Raw genomic sequence first — 19,092 nt, forward strand, 5'->3', positions numbered from 1 at the left:
TTTTATTGCTGTAACCCCAGGGCTTCCAAAACTTCGCGGGTGTCCCATACGGGGGATGTGAGCGGGGTTTTCAGACGGCACGGTATCCGTCCGTCTTTTTCCATACGCAGCAGTGTCGAGTTTGAAATGGGGCGGTTACGGCAGGTTGCGTAGGCAATCAGTTCGCGGATGGTCGGGCGGTCTATCCTTGTGCCCAGTTCGTTGATGTTCATTTTTTTACTCTCCTGTTCGGTTTAATCTTGCGCCGTTTTACGGCTCTGTCGTTTGTCTGCTTATTTCTTCTTCACGATTTTTTTATATTGCAACAAGCTTTCCAGCGGGAAGAATATGTCAAAGTCTGTTTTCAATTCGTGGTTGATGATGTCGGCGGCAATCACGCCATAGCTGAGATGATTTCTTCCATTCGTTCATTTTTAAACTTCTTTCATAAATGTAAACCAATGTGTTGCTGTTTGATTTGCCTTGTGCTTTCTGGTTGTATGCCCAAAAATTGGTTTTTGGTTAGTCAAAGATAGAATTTCTTTGACTGATATTTGATTTTCGTTCCATTTAAAAATTAATATTCCACCATCCTCCAATACTCGGAAACATTCGTAAAATCCCTTTTTTATATCATTCCGCCAATCTTCACCAAGCTTCCCGTACTTCTTGGCCAACCACGAATTTTTTCCTGCACGCACCAAATGCGGCGGGTCGAAAACTACAAGACGGAAACTCTCATCATCAAATGGCAGTTTTGTAAAGTCCATTTTGATATTCGGCTTTATCTCTAAGTGCCGAATTGAATCGCGGTCTTTAAGGTAATGCTGTTCTTCCCTTATGTCTCCAAATAAAACTCGTTGGTCTTGCTTGTCAAAATACATCATGCGACTACCGCAACATGGATCCAGTACTTTCATTTTTATTCCACTTAAAAATCATGATTACGGCTATTAAGCCTTTAATAATAAATCTTCCTGTTTCATTAATCCGATCAGGTTCGCCGCCCGTTTAAAATGTTTCGTCCAATTAAAGCAGCTGAAGCCGGTGCCGTTGTCGCAATGTCGGATGATGTCTTCTGAGTCCTTGACGGCTTGAACCAACGCGCCGCCTTTGTTTGCTGCAAGCATTTTCATCATAGGCTGTCGTACGTCGCTTATTCGTTGGGGACGCACGGGATTCAGCGGCTTGCCGTACATCGCCGAAAGCTCCTTATCCGCTTGAACACCCACATCGTAAAGCAGGTTTGCAGCGTGTAGGATTCGGTCTGTAAATTCGGCATAGGGCATTTTCAGACGGCGGGCTTCCGCACGTGAATCCGCGCCGTTGATGACTTTATCAATTGCCGAAATCAAACCGCCATCAAGTTCTAAAAACGTCATGGATTTCTTGGCAACTCTGACGGCCAATGAGTATGTCGATACTTCGGCTATTAGTCGTGCAGGCGCATCTCTCAAAAACTCTTCATACGCAGCGAACAGATTTTGCAATGGACGCAGCACGAGTTGCCGCTGATTCGGGCTTAAATTGTCAAAATCCTTAGTCCATTTTTCGACAGCCTGCGACGCTTCACGGCAGGCAAACAGCACGCTTTTCTCGTTTGCTGGGTCGTCAGTGTTGCAGTACAGGCTAAGACGTTGAACCTGCCTGATGATATGTTCGGCGAAGTTGATTAGCTCCTGATTGCAGGCGTAGCGCATATCTTGCAGGGACAGCCACATCATAATGCTGCACGTCAGGGCTTCGTCTTCTGATACTTTCTCGCCTGACAACATCACGTCGATATTTTCTTTTTGCGCTTTTGATGAGGTGGATAGGCGGTTTCGGTCAACGTTTTTTACTGTTCCCGCGCGTTTCAGGGCGCGTTCTTGCTGCGTTGATTTCTTCGTCGCTCGCTTGGCGGCAAGTATTTGGCTTGCCGTCGGTTTTGTTGCTACTGTTTGCATTTTGTTTTCTCGTTTTTTTGATGCCGTCCTCTCAACGGCTTGGGCGTTTGGCTGCCTGCCTGTGGGGATTAGTCGTCTTTTTCAGGGAAAAACTCGTAAACATTAGGCGTATCAGGCCAGTTTGTAACAACGCCGTCCGCACTAATATCGAGATTGATATATTCTCCTTTTTTGCCCGGAATTAAATCATAAGGGACATAATAATTATCAATCTTTCCTACCACATTCCCAGATTTGTCAAACAAGGTGTATATGCCGTTATTGTAGATATTGTCATGTATTACTACTGGCTCATCTCCTTGCCAAGATACAACTTTTCCTGTATCAACTTCGATTAATAAATCAAGTTCGCCATCATCATTAAATAAATGTTTTGGCAAATTTTCTGAAACATCATCATGCAATTCAACTTCTATTCTTACGGAATGAATATCCAATTTAGTTGGTTTATAAACTTCTACTTGCATTTTTTACTCCTAAAATCGTTTAAAAGTTACTGCTTTTTTATCAAGCACATCACGCAACTCGTCTAAGATCGAATCCCCATGACTCTGCTTTCCCCGCATAATTGGCATTTTAATTTCGTACCCTTGCCCATTCGTCTTTCGCCTTGCTTTCGATTTGGTCGAGCCATTCAGCTAAGGCTGATACGCTTACAAATTTGGGGCTTTTTTTGTTTCCATCTGCTGAGATTACCGGCCACGGCAAGCTTTGTGCACTTGCTTTTCTGCGTGCCACTTCGGGGCTGAGGTTCAAATATTCTTTTGCCACGGTCTCCAGGGGGATGTGGGTATTGCCGTGGATCAGCATTAATCTGGTTTCTGTTGGCATTTTTGACATTTTCTCGGTCCTTTTTATTGTCTGAGTTTTAAACAATCTCGATAATAAATGTCTGTTTTTTTCATAAATTCATCTTCTTTATAATCAACATCGTATAAGGCAGACGAAGTGATTCTACATTCTGTAACAACATCCGCTTCATCATCGGTAGCAGTTTGCAGACGTTTTGGGCTATTCATGCATTGTAAAAAGACGTTTTTATAATCTTCCCGTCTTTCTTTGATTGCTTCTCTTTTTATGCAGATTTCCTGAATAGATAATTTATCATTTAAATTTTCTACTTCTGAGCATCCGATGATGCTTAAAAGTGATGCCGCTAATATAGTTTTTTTCATCTTCTTCCTGCCTTTCTAATCTTCATTAGGCGGTATTTCCGCCGTCTGTCGCATTGGTAGTTATTCAGCCGTCTGCGCATTTCCGCCCCAAGATATTTCTATTCCATAGTCTGAGAATTGCGAACCATCATACTGAAAATAATTTACAGAAAATCCGTTCTGACGTAATTCTTTCAAAACTTCTACGGCGACCCTGTCATCTAACTTCTGCTCGTTGTAAAGCCAGCTTGAATAAGGTGCTTCGCGGATGAGAACAAAATCCTCCCCATTTAAAGCTGCTTCTCGTATTCTTTTTTCAAGGAAAGTCTTGTACTCTTCAATGCGTCCTTTCGGATTCAATTCACGCGCTTGCTCTGCTGTAATCATTTCAATCTCCTATTTAATCTGTATGGTGTATTCTTTGCGGTCATGCGGCTTTTTTTGGTTTACTGACTGCACATAGAAGTAGGCACATAATCCGTCTGCGCTTGGATGGGTCAGGATTTGGCATATAGCGAACCTCAGGGTCTTTGCCCATTCGTCCAATCAGGATTACTTTATTCAGCATTTTTGCTTCCTTTTAAAACTGTTTTGACAGGCTTCCAAACGGTTCACCCGTTCACTTCCTGCGCCTGCCTGATTCCTACAATGTGGATGTCGGGATTGCCGCTAGACAGCCTGATAAACTCTTCGGCGGTCTCAATGGCTGAATACTCAGGGCTTATTTGATAGCGACTGTTGCTCAGCCGCTTCCATTTGCGCCGGTCTTCGTACCACGTCGAATCATCTTTGTTGTAAACAAGCCGCCGCTGTTTTTCTTCTTCGAGACGACATTTTCCAAAGACTGCGAACATGGCGACTCCTTACAGGGCGTTGATTTCCGCCGCCTGTTCTTCGGTCAGCGCGTACGCTTCCAAGACTTCGGCAACTTCTTTCATGCCGGTAGATACCGCTTCTATCAATGCCGCGAACTGTTCTTCAGTCGGTGCGGGCTTTGATGTTTCTACATTTTCGGCTTCGATGGTGTTTGCCGCGATTTGTTTAAACCGTTCGTGATTTTCGCTGCCCAGCTTCAGACGGCCTGCCGCGCCGATTTCTGAAAACCATTTTTTGTATTCTTCGATGCCTTTGTTTGCCGCCGCTTCGCCTTCGGCAACCAGCCTGTCTTGTTCGGGGTCTGCCTTTGCCTCCTTGTGCGTTTCGGTTGTTTGGATACGCTGCGCCTCGTCCTCGTCGTAGATGCCGCCGAAACCGAACGCCAGCCGTGCGGCTTGAATCATTGCCTTATGGCGTAGCATACGGCGCGGGTGGCTGTTCCAAGGTTGTGTATTGCGTCGGCACTCTTCCAGATACTCGGTTACGGTTGTCGGATGGTTGCGATCTTTGCGGTAGATTTTGCAGGTGCAGCTTTCCGCGTCGGCAGCAAACTCCATGCCGTCGAATTGCGGATGGCTGTTGATGATTCTTGCCCAGCCGTCAACGCCCACGACAGGCGTGATGCCGTTGTTTTTATCGGGAAACGCGTAAATCTCTCTTGTGAATGGGTTCAAGCCGTATTGCGTCGATACAATCATCAGGGCGTTGAATTGCGCATCTGTCGCATTGCCTTTAAAGGCGGTGGCTTTGAGCGTTTGAACCAACTCTTGCGGGTCGCCTTGGATGTTGAACTGTTTGGCAAGGGCTACTGCTTGATTTTGTGCGATACTCATTTTTAAATTCCTTATCTGTATTGGTTTAAAAGTGTTTCGTAATAGGCTTGGCAGGCTGTTACACGCTCTTTGATTAGGTCGATTTTTTCGTCATCGCGCATGACGGTTACGGTCGTGATGCGCTTCTCAATCGGGATGTCTTCCACAAGCTCGATGTATTTCTCACGGTCTTCCCACGGTTTCAGCAAATCTTCGGGCGTGGGCAACAGCCAAAAATCAATATCGGCGCGGTCGCAATCGAACAGCCACATGTAGCCTTGCATTTGCCAGTCGTAACCGGCTTTGACGGCTTTCTTTTCGGCTTCGTCGTGGAAGAATGGATGCGTGCCGATGTCCCATGAACACTTTGTGTCAACAATCAGGCGGTCGTCTGAATCGTAAACATCACATTCACCAGTCAGCCAATCGTTGACGCGCCGCTCGATGTTTTTTTTGTACTCCTTGCCGCGAACCAAGCCGCTGTATTTGATGGCGGTCTCTTCCATCAGGTCGCCCTTTTCAGTAAAGGCGTTTCCCTCGAAAGCCTCGAAGCCGAATAGTTCGCGCTTCGCCATTTCAATCAGTTTCGATTTGGCGGTTTCCGTTATGGCTTCGCCTTTGGTTTTTGGCTTGCCGATGATGTCGGCAATAGATGAACACCGGATTTTCATTCTTTCCCCTCCGGCACTTCCGCATCGCCGTGTACCCATCGGTGGTAATCGGCTTCTTCCTCAGCCAGTCGCTGACGTTCCTCCAGGCTGATAAGTGCGTTCAACTCTTCAAGCTCTGCCTGTTTCTTCGCCGCTTCCAGCCTCATGGCGGTAATTTCGTCGTGTTTAAGCTCTGCTGCCTTGCTGCCGGTATTTGCACCGCAGGCAAAAGCCGCTGCAATTGTCGCCACCGCGATTGCCGTCCCCGCGATTACGGCAAATGCTGCTTCATTCATCATCTTCATCTTCATATCTCCGTGTGGTGCGCACCGCGCCTGCTAAGGATGGGGCAGACCGTGCGCTGTCGGGGTTATAGGCGGCAAAATCAGCAAAACCGCCGCCGCGCCCACTCTCCGACTAACGGCGCGGCTGCTATCAGGCATTAGCCAAACTGTCTATATATTCCGCCCGGGTGAACCAGTCTCTATCATCTATCGCGTAGCTCATCGCTGCCTCTGTATCTTTATCGACACTACGGGCATCTTCTAAGAGATAGGTTTCCCAATCCTCCTGCTTATAAGGCTCTCCATCAGCATCTCTTATAAATTCCCGTGCCGATTTCTTGGCAATCTCAAGCAACTCAGATTCGTGCAGGCTTCGGTTTTCCTCTTTCCAATCGTCCAAAAGCTGCTTTATGTTTGCTTGTGCGTAATATCTTTCCATTCCCCAATCGGGGCTGCTGTAACCGATAATGCCCATTTACTTCATCCTTTTTGTTTGAGAAAACCGCCCGTAGCATTCACTGTTTCGCCGTGCCGTTGCCCCACTTTGAAGTTCGATACTTCATCGCTTTGTGCTATCCCCGTCTTGGCAGATATAGCTTTCGGGCGGTTTGTTCTCTTTACAAAACAATCATTACTTTTTCTTTTAAGCCGTCTTTTTTCACTGTGAAAGTAAAGGCGGTGTAGCTGATGCTTTCGCTTTTCCTAGTGGTAAATGTCGCTGCTGCGTCGCGGCAGATTTCACCAACTTTCAATAAAAGGCTTTGCTCATTCTTTTCTTTCGCGCCAAGCCGATTTATTTTGCTGATTAATTCGTTCATCTTGTTTCCTTTGAGTCGTTGTTTGTTTCGATGGGTGTAGTTTAGTAAACACTTAACATCTAGTCAAGTGAAATGTTTAGTGATTATTTAATAAATACTGAACATTTTGATTTTAAAAAGAATTTATTTTTGAGATTTCGCAGGCACAAAAAAACCGCCCGAATGGCGGTGTATCATGAAAAAGAAAACCGCCCTAGGGCGGTTCGGTATTGTTATGAGTGGTAAGGAAGCCAAGAAAAAGACAAAGGACGGCTCTCGGAGAGAATATGGTTGTGTGTTTTCATTCTTACATAAATGCGGTCGTTGTCTGAAACGGGTAGTCCGCTGATTGTTTGGTGTAGCATGAATGACACGTTTTCTTCTGTATTACTGCCGTCATATGATGGAATCTCAAGTGCCGAGATTACATCATCGTTGCGGACGATTTCCAGAAAAATTTGACCGGTTTTCATAGTCTGTATATCCATGCCTTCGGCAGAAAATGAAACAGACAGGCACAGGCGGCCTAGAATGGCCTGCGGTGTCGGAATATGGCATATGTCGGGGAATATACCTATCAGACTGTATTTGTCATTTTCCGCATGGCGGATAATTTCATCGCAATAGTGGACATTTAAGTGAATCATGCCTGCTCCATATATTCGTACTGCCGTTCGAACGCTGCGCGAACTTCAAGCGGGGAAACGCCTAATGCGTTTGCCAATTTTTGTACAGTCTTATCTTGCAGGGATTGTTTGCTGTTTTCGATGCGGGACAGATAGGGTTGAGGCAATCCTGCGGCGGTTGCTAATTCAGATTGGGTAAATCTCTTTTTCATCCTCATGCTGACAAATGTTTCCCCACCTGCTTTGAGGGCTATTTTATCGGCAATTCTTGCTGCCGCCCTGTCCATCGCTGCTTTGCGGCGCGGATTTTTCCGCACATGCTCAATATGCTCTACGGCAGGGGTAGTGTTGGGGCTTATCGGTTTGATGCATTTAATCTGCCCGTTTATCCGCAGGCAGTTTACGTGGGTGATGGGGGTGGCGGATGTAGGTGTTGATACTGTGCAGGCGGCCACGGCAATAGTGAGTGTTGCACCCATTTTGAACCATGTGCCGTTAGTTGGAGTACAGTTCTTCATAGTCTTTGATAATCCGTTTTGTGATTGGGTGTTCTGCCTGATAGTCAAATTCGTCTGTCTTCTTGTTTACAACAGCCAATATATCTATGCGGCGGATATACGTGCCGTTTGGCTGTTTTTCATGGCATGGTGCGTAAATTATTCTGTATCCGGCGGCTTCTTCGCTGTCAAATCGGACGCGCAAAACTTTGATGTCTTTTTCCCATAATGACAATATGGGTTTCACTTCCAAGTCAATCGGGCCTATGGGTTCGCCATATTCTCTGAAGTATCTGTTTCCGTATAAGCCATCAAAAATAGCAGAGTCCGCCTGAATCATCTCAATGACGGTATCGAGATAAGCGACCGCTTCTTCGTCTTTTTCAAAGAGGCGGTCTAAATCCTGCTCGGCGTTAAAGTGGACGGTCAGCTCCATGAGTGCCCTTTTTATATATTATATATTATATCTTTTTAGTTATACCGCGCAATATGCGGTAATAAATCAGTTGTTCAAGTATTTTAATCCAGCACGCTCCACCAAAATACCCTACCTATAACGGTCAGGCTGTCTAAAGGGGCGGTTTCGTCAGAATAGAAACTACTGTTGTGGCTGCGTATCAGCACGTTGTTGCCGGGCTGCCGTATCAGGTATTTGACGCGGAACATCCCGTCTTGCGCGAAAGCATATATTTTACCGTCCCGTATAGTGGTTTCGCCCGTATCTACGGCGATTGCCGCGTCTTCTGCGATTTTCTCCTCCATGCTGTCGCCGGTCAGGGTGCAGCAAAACACGTTGTCGGGATTGATGCCTTTGCGTTTAAGCGTGGATTTGCCGAACGGCAGGCGGTAGCCGTTGTAATCGGGGATTTCATACGTGCCTACTCCGCCTTTGAAGCAGCTCTCTTTGAGGTAGGGGACGAAAACATAATCATCGTCGGGCAGTGGGTCGTTGCTGCTCCACGTCATCGGGCGGTGGATGTCTTTGACTTCGTGGGGTAGGTTTGGGTCAATAAGGACGGGCGCTGTTCTGCTGCCTTCACCTGTTCTCAGCCATGTTTCAGATACACCGAATGCTTTTGCTACTTCAGGCAGCGCCTTTGCCGCTATGCCACGACTTTCCCAGTTTTTCAAAACCTGCTGGCTGATATTCAGACGCTCTGCTATGTCGGCCGGCTTTAAAACTCCCTGCTCTTTGGCTATCTCAAAAAGTCTGTCAGTTGTCTCGTGCATTTTCATTGGTTCGTGCGGAATAGAGTCTAAGTACAGATCTCCCATTCCATATTCTTCTTCAAGCCGCCTACTTACTTTCTCCCCAAAAGATGCTTTACCGCTCATCAATTGAGATAAAAGGCTTTTGTCTTTAACTGGCAACGTTTTATTTTCAAAGAATCTTTTCAAATTATCGATACGGATTGCCTTCAGCTCGCTATTAGTCATTTTCGCGCTCCATTCAGATTGGGATTTAATTTTATTTAGTTTTTGCTAAACAAACAAATATTAAATATTCTTGCCTGTGCGTTTAATGTTTGCTAAACTTGTTAAATGTTTACAATGAGACCACAGAATGACTCATTCAGAATTTATTAAAACGCTGTCAGAACAGCGTGGTGCAAAAACGGAATACGCTAAAAAACTTGGCTTATCCCTGTCTTTTCTATGGCAGATAGAAAACGGACGGGCAGTAACGCCAAAGCGTCTTTATAAAGACGTTATGTTGTTGACAAAGAATAAGGTTTCTATTTCTGAATTAATTTCGGAGTTCAGGGTTTGTCCCAAATAAAAAGCCCGTCGGGGATGACGGGCGAAGGATAGAAATGAAATCAATAGTAGGCATCTTTGGTGGTTACGGCAAATTCGTTGCCGCATTGCGGGCAAAACTGCCTGTCGGCTTCGCCGGGGCGGAACTGCAAAACCGATTGGATTCCCTGATGGTAGCAATGTGTGCAGATATTATGCGCCGGTGTCGGGTCGCCTATGTCTTGCTCATGACGGTAAACCAGTCCTCCCGCTTCATGGCGGTGCAGTTCGTAGCGGGACAGGTGGGCGCGCTGCTGCTCGATGTCTCTTATTTTGCGTTCAAGCTCCGCATTGCGGCTTTGCAGCGTCAGATTCTGCGCATACAGCGTTGATAGTTTTTCTTGAAGGTCTAGGACGATGAGATTTAGTTCTGCCGTGCGTATCCTGACCTGTTCGCCCGTTTTGGCTTCCTGTATGGCTTTTAGGGATTGCAGGGCGGTTTTGAAGGCGGCAAGGGTGGCTGAAAAGTCGGCAAGCATTTTTGATTCCGTGCGGTTGTTGTGTGGAAACGCAATTGTAGCGGAAAGGCAAAGCGGACAGACGGCAAAAGAAAGGCCCGTCGGGGATGACGGGCGAAATGTGGCTGTTCTAGCCACGTTGAAGGAGTCGAGATTATGAACGATAAAAATACCCAATGCAAACAAATTGTCGATTACATCCGTAACAAGGGGTACATCACATCCTTTGAGGCTTATCAGAATCTGAATGTAACTCAGCTTGCGGCACGAATAACCGACTTGGAAAGCAGGGGCTTTGTTTTCAACAAGCCTAAATTCAAGGTCGGCAACTGTAAAAATCCGGTCGCCCATTACTCGATAGCAAGGTCAGGAATCGAACCATGAATGAATTTATCCCAAACAGTTTTCAGATTGCAAACTCGGTTGTCGATGAATACCTGTCGAAGATGAGCGGCAACGCGTGGAAATGCTACGTCTTGATTGTCCGAAAAACAAGGGGTTGGCAGAAAACGCATGACAGTCTCTCAATTTCTCAGATTCAAAAATTTACCGGAATCAGGAAAGAAGAAACGGTTCAGAAAGCCATTAACGAACTGGTCGAATTAGGGCTGATTGGCAAGCAAAGCAGGATCGGATTGCCGAACGAATATTTTTTAACTTCAGACCCGAAAAAAGGGGTAACACCACCCCCAAAAAATGGGGTACCCCCTGAAAACGGGGTACCCCCGAAAAAAGGGGTAACACCACCCCCAAAAAATGGGGTAGGACCACCCCCAAAAAATGGGGGTCACATAAATACAAAATACAAAAAACAAATATCTACTAACGTAGATATTAATACAGCGCACGAAAAAACAGCGAAAAAACCGACCAAGCATGAAGCTGATTTGGCACTGTTGGCGGAGCATGGGATAGCCGGGCAAATCGCTGAAGACTTTTTGACAATCCGCAAAGCAAAACGGCAGCCGCTGACGGAAACGGCGATGAAGCTGCTTGCCGCCGATGCGGAGAAATGCGGGATGACGGCGTTGCAGGCGGTGGAATACGCCATCGGCAACGGCTGGGGCAGTTTCCGTGCCGAATGGCTGCAAAACAAAACTTTCGGCAGTGCCGCCGCGGCACAAAAGCCGAGTCGCATCAACGACATTCCCGCACCGATGAAGGGCGGGGCTTACTTGGCGAAGGACGTGCTTTGACATGGAAAACTTAGACAAACTTTTGAAAGTGCACCCGTTTTTTAAACCAATTTCGGAGACTGAAAAGCATTGTGAGAAACACGGTTTAGATTACCTTGAGCAGGTTTTTAAGACTTACACAAAGGGTTGTCCGCAATGCGCCGAGGAGGTGGAGGCGGAAAGAAAACAGAAGGAAATTGAGAAAGTTGCAGCGGAAAGACTGGCAGCCTTACAAAAACAGATTGAAGGGCGTATCGGTGCGTCAAAAATCCCGCCGCGTTTTGTCGGTAAGACGGTAAAAGGCTACATGGTCGATGAGGGCAATGAAGCACAAAGCTACGTCGTCGAGAGAATCAGGGCTTATGCGGTTGAGTTTGGCGGAAAGCATTCAGGTCGTTGCCTTGCACTACTTGGAAACGCCGGAACAGGGAAAACGCATCTTGCTTGTGCAATCGGAAACCACTTACTGAGAAACCTGAATAAGACGGCGAGATTTACCAGTGTGGCCGAATTAAATCGAATGGTTCGAGAGGCTAAGTCTTACAGCAGTGAATTTACTGAATCCCAAGTAATTTCTGACTTTGCCAGTTATGACCTGCTGATCATCGATGAAGTGGGAATGCAGAGCGGGACAGAGGCGGAAAGCCGCGCGCTGTTTGATGTGTTCAACGAGCGGTACCAGCAAATGAAGCCTACCGTTTTGATTTCAAATTTGGATGTTGCAGGCTTTGTGCAGGCTGTCGGCAGGCGCATTGCCGACCGCGTGAAGGAAGACGGCGGTGAGATTTTGAGTTTCGACTGGGAGAGCCACCGTGCGTGAAACCTGTTTCTATTGCAACCATGCCGACTTCAAGGCAAACGCCGACACGCCGATGCGCGGTTTTGCGAAATGCGCGAAAGCGCGCAACGCAGAAGAACGGGCGAAGCACTACCCACGAACAAATCCGTGCGCGACCGGCGCGTTTCAGACGGCATCGGAAGCAAAAATAAGAAAGCGGCGGCAAACATTTGGAGATCCGCCCTCTGATTCAAATCCAACCGAAAGGAAATAAAAAAATGACCGACAACATCAACCCGAGCCACTACCGGCAACACGCCCACGAGTGCATTGAGTTTACGCAGCACCTCAATTTCAACCTTGGCAATGCCTTCAAATACATCTGGAGGCACAAGGAAAAAAACGGCCGCGAAGACTTGGAAAAGGCGATTTGGTATCTCGAACGGCAGCGCGCCGATGCGCCGAAGTTCAAAAAACTCAAAGACAAACGTTATGACGAGTTAAACGACAAGTTGTGCGTGGTTCCCTTTGATAATGACACCCACGCGGCGATGCTCGCGATTCTGCATGCCGCCACAGATTGCACAGAAGACAATATCAGCTGGGCAATCGCCTGCGTCAAAGACCTGTTGAAGAAAATGCCGTCTGAAATGGAGGCAGAAGATGCTTAGCATTGCCCTCTACATCATTTCGCTCATCGCACTGTTTGCCTCGCTCGTGATGATTGGAGCAGACCTGTTAGGTTTGACGGATTTCGGCCCTATGGCCTACCTACCGGCGGTAGCACTGATATTTTTACTGGGGCTGGTGATGTTTGCCCTGATGATGTCAGACAGGTTCGATTTGCTGGTGGCATGAAAGGATATTGAAATGTGCGAAATGAGAACCTGCAAAATCTGCGGCGAAACCAAGTCGCTGAAGGAGGAATTCCCAAAATGTTACGGGAAGCCGAACAGAAACCTGGAAAGGAAAACCTATTACGAAAACTCTTGCTTGAAATGCAAAGCCAAGAAAAAACGCGAATGGGACGCAGCCAATTACGCCCGCAAGAGAGGGGAAGCGGAGATTGATGAGGCAGCCTCCCTCGCGCTGGCGGCAGCGATTAAGACTCAAGAAGAAGCCCGCGCAGTTATCAATCTTTTTGAAAGTATCAAAGCCGCCCGTGAAGCCTGCCCGATTCTAGGTTTTAGCTTGTGGACGGGAGACGCACCCCAAAGGTTGGGCGCATGGTAAGGCTGAAGCTTCCTTATCCCGTATCGGCAAACCGCTATTGGCGGATTTGGCGCAATAAGGCAGTCAGGAGCGCGGAAGCGACGGCGTATAAGTCCGTCGTCCGCCGTATCGCGCAAGAAGCGGGCGTGATGCCGTCTGAAGGCAGTGTGGCAGTGCGCCTGCGGCTGATTCCCAAAGCAAACAAAGACGGTAGTGCAAGCAAAACGGTTATCGACTTGGACAATGCCCTAAAGGTTACGCTGGACTCGCTTCAGGGCGTTGTCTACGAAAACGACAAGCAGGTCAGACGCATTGTCGCCGAATATGGCAGCGAACCGGTAGCAGGCGGCGGTTTGGCGGTGGAGATAGAGGAGTTGAAATGAGTAGGGACGAATTGAGACAGTTGGCGTTGGCCTTCCGGGCGATTGACCGGGTAATCAATAGTCGCGGGGTGCGGTTGAATACTGTGAAAAACCGAGCAAAGAAGATGAGGCGCAAGGGTAAACAGGTCGTCTGAAATTCTAATTAGAACGGACGGCAGTCTAATTAGAACGGGAAAGGATTTGAAATGGCAGTCAATGTTGCGGTGGTGAAAACACCGGTCGGAACGCTTGCACCGGCGACGGCATACGATGCGGAACTGTTGCGGGATTACGCCGCCGGCCGGCAGTTGAAGGTGGAAATTAAGCAGATGGGCAACCGCAGTTATCAGCACCATAAGCTGTTTTTCGGCGGGCTTTTGCCTTTGGCGTATGAATACTGGGTGCCGTCGGGCGGGCTGGTGACGGACGGGGAGCAGAAGCTGATCAGCGGTTTTGCGCGGCGGCTTGAGGCCATGCATTCGAGCGGCGGGCTGTTTTTGGAGTTTGCCGACGAGTTTGTACGGATGGTGGCGGCAAAGCGGGGCGAAAGAATCGGTGCAGTGCTGCAAAGCATGGAGGCTTTCCGCAAGTGGTTGACGATTGAGGCAGGGTATTTCGATGTTTACGAGACGCCGAACGGCTACCGCAAGGAAGCGAAAAGCATCAGCTTCCACAGTATGGGTCAGGAGGAGTTCAATCGGTTTTACCGGGATTGCTTTCAGGTGGCTTGGAACATGATGTTGTCGTCGAAGTTTGAGTCAGAGGAGGCCGCAGAACGGGCGGCTATGGAGATGATGGAGATGGGCGGATGAAGGATAGATTGGTTGAAGTAGTCATAGATAAGTTCAGGGATAAGGTTGATAAAGGCGGCCATCCATACATAGAACACTTGTACCGTGTTGCTGATGGGGCGGAAGAACTTCAGGTTGGGTCTTATATGACGGGTTTTTTGCATGATACGTTGGAGGATACCGATTTAACGGCAGATGACTTGTTCTTGCTTGGCGTAAGTAACGCAGTTATCAACCGTGTCAGTATGTTGACCAAGCCGCATGATATGCCGTATGAAAAATACATCGATCGTATAAAAAATTATGCACGGAAAAATAGAGACAAAATTATTTTGGCAGTCAAGATTGCCGATTTAAACGACAACCTAAACGTATCAAGATTAAAAATGTTGAAGGATGAAGATTTTAAAAGGTTGGTGCGTTATATGAAGGCAAGGCAAAAATTATCTGATGTTTTAAATTATTTACAGGGGCATAGATGAGCAAGATTACGCAGTCGGCACGCGGCGAGCGTTGTCAGATACGTTTCCCGGGCATTTGCAATCATGACCCAGAAACGACGGTTTTCGCGCATTACCGCTTGTCGGGCTATTGCGGCACGGGCATCAAGCCGCCCGACTTTATGGGCGCGTATGCCTGTTCGCGCTGTCACGATTTGGCCGATGGGCGGTTGAAGGCGGATTGTGCGGAAGGGGAAATTCAGACGGCCTTCGCGGAAGGTGTAATGCGGACTTTGGTTTTGTTGCATGAAAAAGGGTTAATCAAGCTATGAATCAACAAGAATTTGAATTTATGAACGACTTGGCGCGTGCTTTTGAGCGTCGTTACCGTGATACGCGCAGCCTAAATAGATGTTTGAGTATCGAAGGCCGCTATATGGGGGAGGAAGTTTACCCGCATAAGCCTGAAATCGGCTTGAGGTACGGCGAAGATGCCATGTTTCTTACTTTGCAGGCATGGGCGAAAGTGGATGCGCCGCAACAAGAGGCCGTCCGTATTTCGTTCGGCATCGGTGCGAAGTCGCAGGCAGCCTACGAGGAACGTTTGCAGGCTGAAATCAGGCGGCGCGGCGAGCAGCCCCTGCATTCGCAGACGGATTTGGGCTTGGCCGCGTGGTACGGGGCGATACGGCAGGCGGCAGGGGATGATTTTGATTTGCTGTTTGAGAAGATTTGATTTTCTTTACGGTTACGGTATGATTGTGGAACAACCTTTAACCGAACTTAGGAAAGATTTACCAAATGAAAAAACTAATTTTGGCTATCACATCCGCTTTTATTCTCGCCGGATGCGCTGCAATGAATGAACCAAGTCAGCAACAATTAGCGGCTGCAACTTTCCCTGAGCCAGTTGCACCAAGTGAGTTTGGGAAAGTTATAAAAGAATGGGCAGTGGACACTCTTGCTGACCCTGATTCAATGAATGTACGCGAAATAGATACAGAGCCAGCACGCAAAGGATGGGTTTCTGTATGTACACAAATTGAGCCAACATATGGCATATGTTTGAATCGGGTATTTTATTTTGGTCATATCTTTAATGCTCGCATCAATGCAAAGAATCAACATGGAGGATATGTCGGCTTTAAAAATTATGTATTTGTTTTGCGTGGAAATAAAATTAGTTATGGAGAGGAAGCAGACAAGATTTCTAGCATGAAGTTTTTACCGAATTGACTGTTCAGACGGCCTTTCAGTTTTCCGCCTACGGTTTTTTGGGAAACCCCTTGCATGTGCAGGGGGTTTTGTTTTATATTCCTGTTCGTGGCGTAAGAACCACTCCAAAGCGGCAATCACTCCGTCAATGTGATTTTTTCATGTCTATAGTTTTCTTTCCTTGTTGTTTGTTTCGATAGCGCAGCAGGAAGTTTCTATGACCGCGTGGGCGACGAATACAATACCCGTAAGGGGAATAAGTCCGCCCATCTTTGGAGGGTTCTTAACCACGCGGTCGCCCATAAGGGCAATTTAAGAAACTTCCAAAGGGCTATCAAAATGAATCAAGTTCAATATTTCAACTTCAATCAAAACGCAATCCAAGTCATCAACAAAAACGGCGAAGCGTGGTTTATCGCTTCGGAGGTTGCCGCTATGCTGGGCTACCGTGATTCATACAATATGACCCGTATCTTGGATAACGATGAAAAGGGTACTCATAATGTGAGTACCCTAGGCGGAAACCAAGACGTATCGGTTATCAACGAAAGTGGTTTTTATCACGCCGCTTTTAAATCCCGCAAACCTGAAGTCAAACCCTTCCGCAAATGGGTAACATCCGAAGTCCTGCCCACCATCCGCAAAACAGGCGGCTACCAAATCGGACAAAAAACCACCGCCGACGACCGTACCGGATTGCGTCAAGCCGTTGCCGCGCTTGTCGGACGCAAAGGTATAGACTACTCCTCAGCGTACAGTATGATTCACCAACGCTTCAACGTCGAAGCCATCGAAGACATCCCCGCCGACAAACTGCCCGAAGCCGTCGCCTACGTCCACGCGCTGACCCTGCACACAGGCTTGACAGGCGAAGTCCTCGACCGCGAACCATTGCCCGCGCCGTTCGACGACCTCGACGTCGCCCATCTGCTGCTGCACGCGCAGGACATCCGCCTCTTCATCCGCCGCTACCTGCCTGCCTTCGAGAATTTGAGCATCGACAAGGGCGGCGCATTGTGGAGCTACGTTCACGACACCGCGCCTGTCTTCAACCGCGTCCGCGCCGCCGTCCTGCCGCGCCTGAAAGACCAATGGCTGCAACGGCAGATTATGAAAACCGCAGGCGTGTAAGGTTTGAGGCCGTCTGAAACCGCAGGGCGGGCGCCATATCGTCAGCTACGCCACTTTCCCGTACGAAGACGGCCTGATTCCGTGCCTTGCGCATCAGGTTTGATGGGGATTGCAGCAACGTCATTCAAGTGCTTCCGCATTGCCTGCATGATGGCTTCCCGTTCTGCACTCAAATAAAGAAAGCTCCGAGAACCCGGAGCTTTTATCGGTTAGAACCTGTTATTTCAATTCATTGAATATGTTTTCGGCAAGTTTTAACGCCTTCACCGGCTTATCTGAATAAATATTCAAATCCAAACGGTAATCTGCCTGGGTACGTTGATGCTTCAGTTTCTTCAGCAGATCGGCAACCACCAACAACGCTTCACCGCCTTGCCGCTCAAAATAGGAAATCAGATTGCTATGCGTACCACCTGCTTCTTTAGGGTTGTATTGGTAACCACTCTTTAACGCATACTCCAAGGCTTTATGCATGGCCGCGTAATAGGCGCGGCCGATACATACCCGGTCATCCGTCTCGTTATTGCGCGGCAGGGAGCGGGCGAAGTCAAGATAATCCTGCGCCTGTATCATAAACTTGCACCCGCCAATTCACAGCCGATAACCAGTTTGGATAAATCCAAGCCATGCTCCAGCGCATAGCGCACTTTGGCGCGCGAGATTGCGATGTCGCAATCTGCCACCGCTTCAGGATCAGAATCAGGAATAGCCAGCAGTGTTAGGTAGGCGATATTATCGTCAGTATCTATTCTGTCGCCGGAATGAAACAGATTAAATTGCTTCATAACGCGCCCGGCCTCTACCAGAAGCCCCTTCAGATGCTCCTCGTCAACCCCGGATTCAGATAACGCCATGAATATTGCACGTTCTTTTTTTACATCTTTCCCTAATTTTTCCAAACGATCAGTAATTCTGCCCATCAGGTTCAGCTGTCCGGTAAAACGGCTGCGGTTGAAGCAGGCATATAACCGTTCCGGCGTATCACCGGCCAAACTGAAAAGGCGTTCCGCTAGTGCATAAGTTTGTTCACGCCGATGCAGTCTGACGAGCGAATTAAAAAGAAACGCATCCACCACATAAGCATCATGCGGGCATTGTCGGGCAATCTCAAACTTTTTCTCTGCTGCCGATAATTTCTCATCATCTGTCAAATTATCGTCAAACACAGCCAATGCGCCTAAGGTAACGTAACCCATATAGGCTTCGGGTGTATTAAATAATTTTTCTGCCTCAGCAGTCAGACGTTTGAGCTTGAAAGAGTTTAGATGCGAAGCATAATAGGCTGCATCTAACTGCTCGCCTAAATAGGAAGCGATAGTTTGTGGCTGGATAATCTTCATGTGCTGTATTCTAACACATACTAACCACGACACGCCAAGTAGTTCAGCACCGCCTGCTGCGGGTGCGAATGCAAAATGGCGCATCCCTTTTGATTTCCTGATTTCTGCGAAATCAGTATTCATCTTTACCACCACTTAATCACACTTAAAAAATAACCCGTCGCCGGCAGGAAGAAAATCAGCCATACGGCGGCGAACCACCACGTTGAAAGTTTGTCCATTCTCTCAATCACCCTATCAAAAATTGATGTATAATCTTCTACATTCATTAGCTTAGTCTCGTTAAGTTAATGCAAAACCCCCGCAGGGCGGCCGCCCTGCGGGGTTCGCTTTTTTCAGACGGCCTGTTGTTTTTTCCGGCAATAGGTGTATAATTCAAATCGTTACCCTTGCGGGGCTTTTCGCACGCCCGAAGGATATGAATTTTTAAGCCCGTACATGATAATGTGCGGGTTTTGTCGTTTTCGGAATAGCAAAACGCCGTGATGCGGGAACATCGCGGCGTTTCTGTTTTAAACCCTTTCATGCGCAAAGGATTTGAACTTGATTAAGTATAAACCAAAACATCAGGTAAAGGTAGGTGGAAGGATGAATGTTGAAGATGCAGGTGTTGTCGGCAAACGTTTAGCTAATGCCGCTTTGATTTTTGCCATATTAACGGGATCCGCCGCTGTTTTGGCAGCCATAGCGCAATTTTTCAAATAGGCGGAATGCCGGTTTCGGGCGTTTGAATTTTCAGACGGCCTGAATAACCTGAAATTTTGGGTTAGAG

35 protein-coding genes are annotated in these 19,092 nt (G+C 47.6%); 15 read left to right on the top strand and 20 right to left on the bottom strand.

The window, feature by feature from the left end; all coding sequences use genetic code 11:
- Window positions 1–2: 2 nt before the first annotated feature.
- From BBW69_RS07395 to BBW69_RS07480, 17 genes are all read right to left on the bottom strand, one after another.
- Window positions 3–212, bottom strand: coding sequence for a lactate dehydrogenase (locus tag BBW69_RS07395; RefSeq protein WP_188210899.1), 210 nt, complete (start codon window positions 210–212; stop codon window positions 3–5).
- Between the two features lie 201 nt (window positions 213–413).
- Window positions 414–899, bottom strand: a complete 486-nt coding sequence (locus BBW69_RS07400; RefSeq protein WP_223169975.1) for a class I SAM-dependent methyltransferase — start codon at window positions 897–899, stop codon at window positions 414–416.
- 33 nt (window positions 900–932) lie between these two features.
- Entirely contained in the window at window positions 933–1,925 is a 993-nt protein-coding gene (locus BBW69_RS07405; RefSeq protein WP_188210900.1) for a hypothetical protein, read from the bottom strand.
- Window positions 1,926–1,993: 68 nt separating this feature from the next.
- Complete coding sequence (locus BBW69_RS07410) at window positions 1,994–2,392, bottom strand: hypothetical protein (RefSeq protein ID WP_188210901.1); 399 nt, start codon at window positions 2,390–2,392, stop codon at window positions 1,994–1,996.
- Window positions 2,393–2,501: 109 nt separating this feature from the next.
- The gene (locus tag BBW69_RS07415; protein ID WP_111726676.1) at window positions 2,502–2,765 is read right to left on the bottom strand and encodes a pyocin activator PrtN family protein; all 264 of its coding nucleotides are present in this window, start codon (window positions 2,763–2,765) and stop codon (window positions 2,502–2,504) included.
- Window positions 2,766–2,779: 14 nt separating this feature from the next.
- Window positions 2,780–3,100 carry a hypothetical protein gene (locus BBW69_RS07420; RefSeq protein WP_188210902.1) on the bottom strand — a complete coding sequence of 107 codons (321 nt, stop codon included), beginning with the start codon at window positions 3,098–3,100 and terminating at the stop codon, window positions 2,780–2,782.
- A gap of 60 nt (window positions 3,101–3,160) precedes the next feature.
- Complete coding sequence (locus BBW69_RS07425; protein WP_188210903.1) at window positions 3,161–3,466, bottom strand: hypothetical protein; 306 nt, start codon at window positions 3,464–3,466, stop codon at window positions 3,161–3,163.
- Window positions 3,467–3,690: 224 nt separating this feature from the next.
- Window positions 3,691–3,933, bottom strand: coding sequence for a hypothetical protein (locus BBW69_RS07435; RefSeq protein WP_188210904.1), 243 nt, complete (start codon window positions 3,931–3,933; stop codon window positions 3,691–3,693).
- A gap of 9 nt (window positions 3,934–3,942) precedes the next feature.
- Window positions 3,943–4,788, bottom strand: coding sequence for a phage recombination protein Bet (bet, locus tag BBW69_RS07440; protein WP_188210905.1), 846 nt, complete (start codon window positions 4,786–4,788; stop codon window positions 3,943–3,945).
- A gap of 11 nt (window positions 4,789–4,799) precedes the next feature.
- Entirely contained in the window at window positions 4,800–5,438 is a 639-nt protein-coding gene (locus tag BBW69_RS07445) for a translocation protein TolB precursor (protein WP_188210906.1), read from the bottom strand.
- Complete coding sequence (locus tag BBW69_RS07450) at window positions 5,435–5,722, bottom strand: NGO1622 family putative holin (protein WP_188210907.1); 288 nt, start codon at window positions 5,720–5,722, stop codon at window positions 5,435–5,437. Before BBW69_RS07450 ends, BBW69_RS07445 begins: the two co-directional genes overlap by 4 nt.
- Window positions 5,723–5,852: 130 nt before the next feature.
- Complete coding sequence (locus BBW69_RS07455) at window positions 5,853–6,176, bottom strand: hypothetical protein (protein ID WP_188210908.1); 324 nt, start codon at window positions 6,174–6,176, stop codon at window positions 5,853–5,855.
- A gap of 142 nt (window positions 6,177–6,318) precedes the next feature.
- On the bottom strand, window positions 6,319–6,519 hold the full coding sequence (locus tag BBW69_RS07460) for a hypothetical protein (protein WP_107859846.1): 201 nt from the start codon (window positions 6,517–6,519) through the stop codon (window positions 6,319–6,321).
- Between the two features lie 212 nt (window positions 6,520–6,731).
- Window positions 6,732–7,145 carry a hypothetical protein gene (locus BBW69_RS07465; protein ID WP_188210909.1) on the bottom strand — a complete coding sequence of 138 codons (414 nt, stop codon included), beginning with the start codon at window positions 7,143–7,145 and terminating at the stop codon, window positions 6,732–6,734.
- On the bottom strand, window positions 7,142–7,603 hold the full coding sequence (locus BBW69_RS07470; protein ID WP_188210984.1) for a helix-turn-helix transcriptional regulator: 462 nt from the start codon (window positions 7,601–7,603) through the stop codon (window positions 7,142–7,144). Before BBW69_RS07470 ends, BBW69_RS07465 begins: the two co-directional genes overlap by 4 nt.
- 16 nt (window positions 7,604–7,619) lie before the next feature.
- On the bottom strand, window positions 7,620–8,057 hold the full coding sequence (locus tag BBW69_RS07475) for a hypothetical protein (RefSeq protein WP_188210910.1): 438 nt from the start codon (window positions 8,055–8,057) through the stop codon (window positions 7,620–7,622).
- Between the two features lie 83 nt (window positions 8,058–8,140).
- On the bottom strand, window positions 8,141–8,857 hold the full coding sequence (locus BBW69_RS07480) for a helix-turn-helix transcriptional regulator (RefSeq protein WP_188210985.1): 717 nt from the start codon (window positions 8,855–8,857) through the stop codon (window positions 8,141–8,143).
- Between the two features lie 328 nt (window positions 8,858–9,185).
- Between BBW69_RS07480 and BBW69_RS07490 the strand changes: the two genes are divergently transcribed.
- Window positions 9,186–9,401: a helix-turn-helix transcriptional regulator gene (locus BBW69_RS07490; RefSeq protein WP_223169978.1), complete on the top strand. Its 216-nt coding sequence runs from the start codon at window positions 9,186–9,188 to the stop codon at window positions 9,399–9,401.
- 40 nt (window positions 9,402–9,441) lie between these two features.
- Here BBW69_RS07490 and BBW69_RS07495 read toward each other — a convergent pair whose 3' ends face one another.
- Window positions 9,442–9,897 (bottom strand): hypothetical protein, encoded by a 456-nt coding sequence (locus BBW69_RS07495; protein ID WP_188210911.1) that lies wholly within the window; start codon window positions 9,895–9,897, stop codon window positions 9,442–9,444.
- Window positions 9,898–10,032: 135 nt separating this feature from the next.
- Here BBW69_RS07495 and BBW69_RS07500 point away from each other — a divergent pair, with 135 nt between their 5' ends.
- The 14 genes from BBW69_RS07500 to BBW69_RS07565 all read left to right on the top strand — a co-directional run bounded on the left by BBW69_RS07500 (window position 10,033) and on the right by BBW69_RS07565 (window position 16,980).
- Window positions 10,033–10,260, top strand: a complete 228-nt coding sequence (locus BBW69_RS07500; RefSeq protein ID WP_188210912.1) for a helix-turn-helix domain-containing protein — start codon at window positions 10,033–10,035, stop codon at window positions 10,258–10,260.
- Window positions 10,257–11,072 carry a replication protein gene (locus tag BBW69_RS07505; protein WP_223169979.1) on the top strand — a complete coding sequence of 272 codons (816 nt, stop codon included), beginning with the start codon at window positions 10,257–10,259 and terminating at the stop codon, window positions 11,070–11,072. The genes BBW69_RS07500 and BBW69_RS07505 overlap by 4 nt, the downstream gene beginning before the upstream one ends.
- Before the next feature lies 1 nt (window position 11,073).
- Window positions 11,074–11,871 (top strand): ATP-binding protein, encoded by a 798-nt coding sequence (locus BBW69_RS07510; protein ID WP_188210913.1) that lies wholly within the window; start codon window positions 11,074–11,076, stop codon window positions 11,869–11,871.
- A gap of 12 nt (window positions 11,872–11,883) precedes the next feature.
- Window positions 11,884–12,078: a hypothetical protein gene (locus BBW69_RS07515; RefSeq protein WP_188210914.1), complete on the top strand. Its 195-nt coding sequence runs from the start codon at window positions 11,884–11,886 to the stop codon at window positions 12,076–12,078.
- 29 nt (window positions 12,079–12,107) lie between these two features.
- Window positions 12,108–12,500 carry a DUF3310 domain-containing protein gene (locus tag BBW69_RS07520; protein ID WP_188210915.1) on the top strand — a complete coding sequence of 131 codons (393 nt, stop codon included), beginning with the start codon at window positions 12,108–12,110 and terminating at the stop codon, window positions 12,498–12,500.
- Complete coding sequence (locus BBW69_RS07525) at window positions 12,493–12,687, top strand: hypothetical protein (RefSeq protein ID WP_188210916.1); 195 nt, start codon at window positions 12,493–12,495, stop codon at window positions 12,685–12,687. Before BBW69_RS07520 ends, BBW69_RS07525 begins: the two co-directional genes overlap by 8 nt.
- A gap of 12 nt (window positions 12,688–12,699) precedes the next feature.
- Window positions 12,700–13,062 carry a hypothetical protein gene (locus tag BBW69_RS07530; RefSeq protein WP_188210917.1) on the top strand — a complete coding sequence of 121 codons (363 nt, stop codon included), beginning with the start codon at window positions 12,700–12,702 and terminating at the stop codon, window positions 13,060–13,062.
- Complete coding sequence (locus BBW69_RS07535; RefSeq protein ID WP_188210918.1) at window positions 13,056–13,424, top strand: RusA family crossover junction endodeoxyribonuclease; 369 nt, start codon at window positions 13,056–13,058, stop codon at window positions 13,422–13,424. The genes BBW69_RS07530 and BBW69_RS07535 overlap by 7 nt, the downstream gene beginning before the upstream one ends.
- A gap of 185 nt (window positions 13,425–13,609) precedes the next feature.
- Window positions 13,610–14,215, top strand: a complete 606-nt coding sequence (locus tag BBW69_RS07540; RefSeq protein WP_188210919.1) for a DUF1367 family protein — start codon at window positions 13,610–13,612, stop codon at window positions 14,213–14,215.
- Entirely contained in the window at window positions 14,212–14,676 is a 465-nt protein-coding gene (locus BBW69_RS07545; RefSeq protein WP_101129750.1) for a GTP pyrophosphokinase, read from the top strand. The genes BBW69_RS07540 and BBW69_RS07545 overlap by 4 nt, the downstream gene beginning before the upstream one ends.
- Window positions 14,673–14,966, top strand: coding sequence for a DUF1364 domain-containing protein (locus tag BBW69_RS07550; protein ID WP_188210920.1), 294 nt, complete (start codon window positions 14,673–14,675; stop codon window positions 14,964–14,966). The genes BBW69_RS07545 and BBW69_RS07550 overlap by 4 nt, the downstream gene beginning before the upstream one ends.
- Window positions 14,963–15,370, top strand: coding sequence for a hypothetical protein (locus BBW69_RS07555; RefSeq protein WP_188210921.1), 408 nt, complete (start codon window positions 14,963–14,965; stop codon window positions 15,368–15,370). Before BBW69_RS07550 ends, BBW69_RS07555 begins: the two co-directional genes overlap by 4 nt.
- Window positions 15,371–15,435: 65 nt before the next feature.
- Entirely contained in the window at window positions 15,436–15,870 is a 435-nt protein-coding gene (locus tag BBW69_RS07560; RefSeq protein ID WP_188210922.1) for a membrane lipoprotein lipid attachment site-containing protein, read from the top strand.
- A gap of 318 nt (window positions 15,871–16,188) precedes the next feature.
- Window positions 16,189–16,980 carry a BRO family protein gene (locus BBW69_RS07565; RefSeq protein WP_223169980.1) on the top strand — a complete coding sequence of 264 codons (792 nt, stop codon included), beginning with the start codon at window positions 16,189–16,191 and terminating at the stop codon, window positions 16,978–16,980.
- 219 nt (window positions 16,981–17,199) lie between these two features.
- On the opposite strand, the gene BBW69_RS07570 is transcribed toward BBW69_RS07565, so the two are convergent.
- Both BBW69_RS07570 and BBW69_RS07575 read right to left on the bottom strand, forming a co-directional pair.
- The gene (locus tag BBW69_RS07570) at window positions 17,200–17,553 is read right to left on the bottom strand and encodes a hypothetical protein (protein ID WP_188210923.1); all 354 of its coding nucleotides are present in this window, start codon (window positions 17,551–17,553) and stop codon (window positions 17,200–17,202) included.
- On the bottom strand, window positions 17,550–18,443 hold the full coding sequence (locus BBW69_RS07575; RefSeq protein ID WP_188210924.1) for a hypothetical protein: 894 nt from the start codon (window positions 18,441–18,443) through the stop codon (window positions 17,550–17,552). The genes BBW69_RS07570 and BBW69_RS07575 overlap by 4 nt, the downstream gene beginning before the upstream one ends.
- Window positions 18,444–19,092 lie beyond the last annotated feature (649 nt).

This window comes from Neisseria sp. RH3002v2f (genome assembly GCF_014596375.1).
GTDB classification, from domain to species: Bacteria; Pseudomonadota; Gammaproteobacteria; order Burkholderiales; family Neisseriaceae; genus Neisseria; species Neisseria cinerea.

Coding starts and splice junctions, on each gene's coding strand:
- BBW69_RS07395 (WP_188210899.1), bottom strand. CDS start 212: ATGAACATCAACGAACTGGGCACAAGGATAGACCGCCCGACCATCCGC.
- BBW69_RS07400 (WP_223169975.1), bottom strand. CDS start 899: ATGAAAGTACTGGATCCATGTTGCGGTAGTCGCATGATGTATTTTGAC.
- BBW69_RS07405 (WP_188210900.1), bottom strand. CDS start 1,925: ATGCAAACAGTAGCAACAAAACCGACGGCAAGCCAAATACTTGCCGCC.
- BBW69_RS07410 (WP_188210901.1), bottom strand. CDS start 2,392: ATGCAAGTAGAAGTTTATAAACCAACTAAATTGGATATTCATTCCGTA.
- BBW69_RS07415 (WP_111726676.1), bottom strand. CDS start 2,765: ATGTCAAAAATGCCAACAGAAACCAGATTAATGCTGATCCACGGCAAT.
- BBW69_RS07420 (WP_188210902.1), bottom strand. CDS start 3,100: ATGAAAAAAACTATATTAGCGGCATCACTTTTAAGCATCATCGGATGC.
- BBW69_RS07425 (WP_188210903.1), bottom strand. CDS start 3,466: ATGATTACAGCAGAGCAAGCGCGTGAATTGAATCCGAAAGGACGCATT.
- BBW69_RS07435 (WP_188210904.1), bottom strand. CDS start 3,933: ATGTTCGCAGTCTTTGGAAAATGTCGTCTCGAAGAAGAAAAACAGCGG.
- bet (WP_188210905.1), bottom strand. CDS start 4,788: ATGAGTATCGCACAAAATCAAGCAGTAGCCCTTGCCAAACAGTTCAAC.
- BBW69_RS07445 (WP_188210906.1), bottom strand. CDS start 5,438: ATGAAAATCCGGTGTTCATCTATTGCCGACATCATCGGCAAGCCAAAA.
- BBW69_RS07450 (WP_188210907.1), bottom strand. CDS start 5,722: ATGAAGATGATGAATGAAGCAGCATTTGCCGTAATCGCGGGGACGGCA.
- BBW69_RS07455 (WP_188210908.1), bottom strand. CDS start 6,176: ATGGGCATTATCGGTTACAGCAGCCCCGATTGGGGAATGGAAAGATAT.
- BBW69_RS07460 (WP_107859846.1), bottom strand. CDS start 6,519: ATGAACGAATTAATCAGCAAAATAAATCGGCTTGGCGCGAAAGAAAAG.
- BBW69_RS07465 (WP_188210909.1), bottom strand. CDS start 7,145: ATGATTCACTTAAATGTCCACTATTGCGATGAAATTATCCGCCATGCG.
- BBW69_RS07470 (WP_188210984.1), bottom strand. CDS start 7,603: ATGGGTGCAACACTCACTATTGCCGTGGCCGCCTGCACAGTATCAACA.
- BBW69_RS07475 (WP_188210910.1), bottom strand. CDS start 8,057: ATGGAGCTGACCGTCCACTTTAACGCCGAGCAGGATTTAGACCGCCTC.
- BBW69_RS07480 (WP_188210985.1), bottom strand. CDS start 8,857: ATGAAAATGCACGAGACAACTGACAGACTTTTTGAGATAGCCAAAGAG.
- BBW69_RS07490 (WP_223169978.1), top strand. CDS start 9,186: ATGACTCATTCAGAATTTATTAAAACGCTGTCAGAACAGCGTGGTGCA.
- BBW69_RS07495 (WP_188210911.1), bottom strand. CDS start 9,897: ATGCTTGCCGACTTTTCAGCCACCCTTGCCGCCTTCAAAACCGCCCTG.
- BBW69_RS07500 (WP_188210912.1), top strand. CDS start 10,033: ATGAACGATAAAAATACCCAATGCAAACAAATTGTCGATTACATCCGT.
- BBW69_RS07505 (WP_223169979.1), top strand. CDS start 10,257: ATGAATGAATTTATCCCAAACAGTTTTCAGATTGCAAACTCGGTTGTC.
- BBW69_RS07510 (WP_188210913.1), top strand. CDS start 11,074: ATGGAAAACTTAGACAAACTTTTGAAAGTGCACCCGTTTTTTAAACCA.
- BBW69_RS07520 (WP_188210915.1), top strand. CDS start 12,108: ATGACCGACAACATCAACCCGAGCCACTACCGGCAACACGCCCACGAG.
- BBW69_RS07525 (WP_188210916.1), top strand. CDS start 12,493: ATGCTTAGCATTGCCCTCTACATCATTTCGCTCATCGCACTGTTTGCC.
- BBW69_RS07530 (WP_188210917.1), top strand. CDS start 12,700: ATGTGCGAAATGAGAACCTGCAAAATCTGCGGCGAAACCAAGTCGCTG.
- BBW69_RS07535 (WP_188210918.1), top strand. CDS start 13,056: ATGGTAAGGCTGAAGCTTCCTTATCCCGTATCGGCAAACCGCTATTGG.
- BBW69_RS07540 (WP_188210919.1), top strand. CDS start 13,610: ATGGCAGTCAATGTTGCGGTGGTGAAAACACCGGTCGGAACGCTTGCA.
- BBW69_RS07545 (WP_101129750.1), top strand. CDS start 14,212: ATGAAGGATAGATTGGTTGAAGTAGTCATAGATAAGTTCAGGGATAAG.
- BBW69_RS07550 (WP_188210920.1), top strand. CDS start 14,673: ATGAGCAAGATTACGCAGTCGGCACGCGGCGAGCGTTGTCAGATACGT.
- BBW69_RS07555 (WP_188210921.1), top strand. CDS start 14,963: ATGAATCAACAAGAATTTGAATTTATGAACGACTTGGCGCGTGCTTTT.
- BBW69_RS07560 (WP_188210922.1), top strand. CDS start 15,436: ATGAAAAAACTAATTTTGGCTATCACATCCGCTTTTATTCTCGCCGGA.
- BBW69_RS07565 (WP_223169980.1), top strand. CDS start 16,189: ATGAATCAAGTTCAATATTTCAACTTCAATCAAAACGCAATCCAAGTC.
- BBW69_RS07570 (WP_188210923.1), bottom strand. CDS start 17,553: ATGATACAGGCGCAGGATTATCTTGACTTCGCCCGCTCCCTGCCGCGC.
- BBW69_RS07575 (WP_188210924.1), bottom strand. CDS start 18,443: ATGAATACTGATTTCGCAGAAATCAGGAAATCAAAAGGGATGCGCCAT.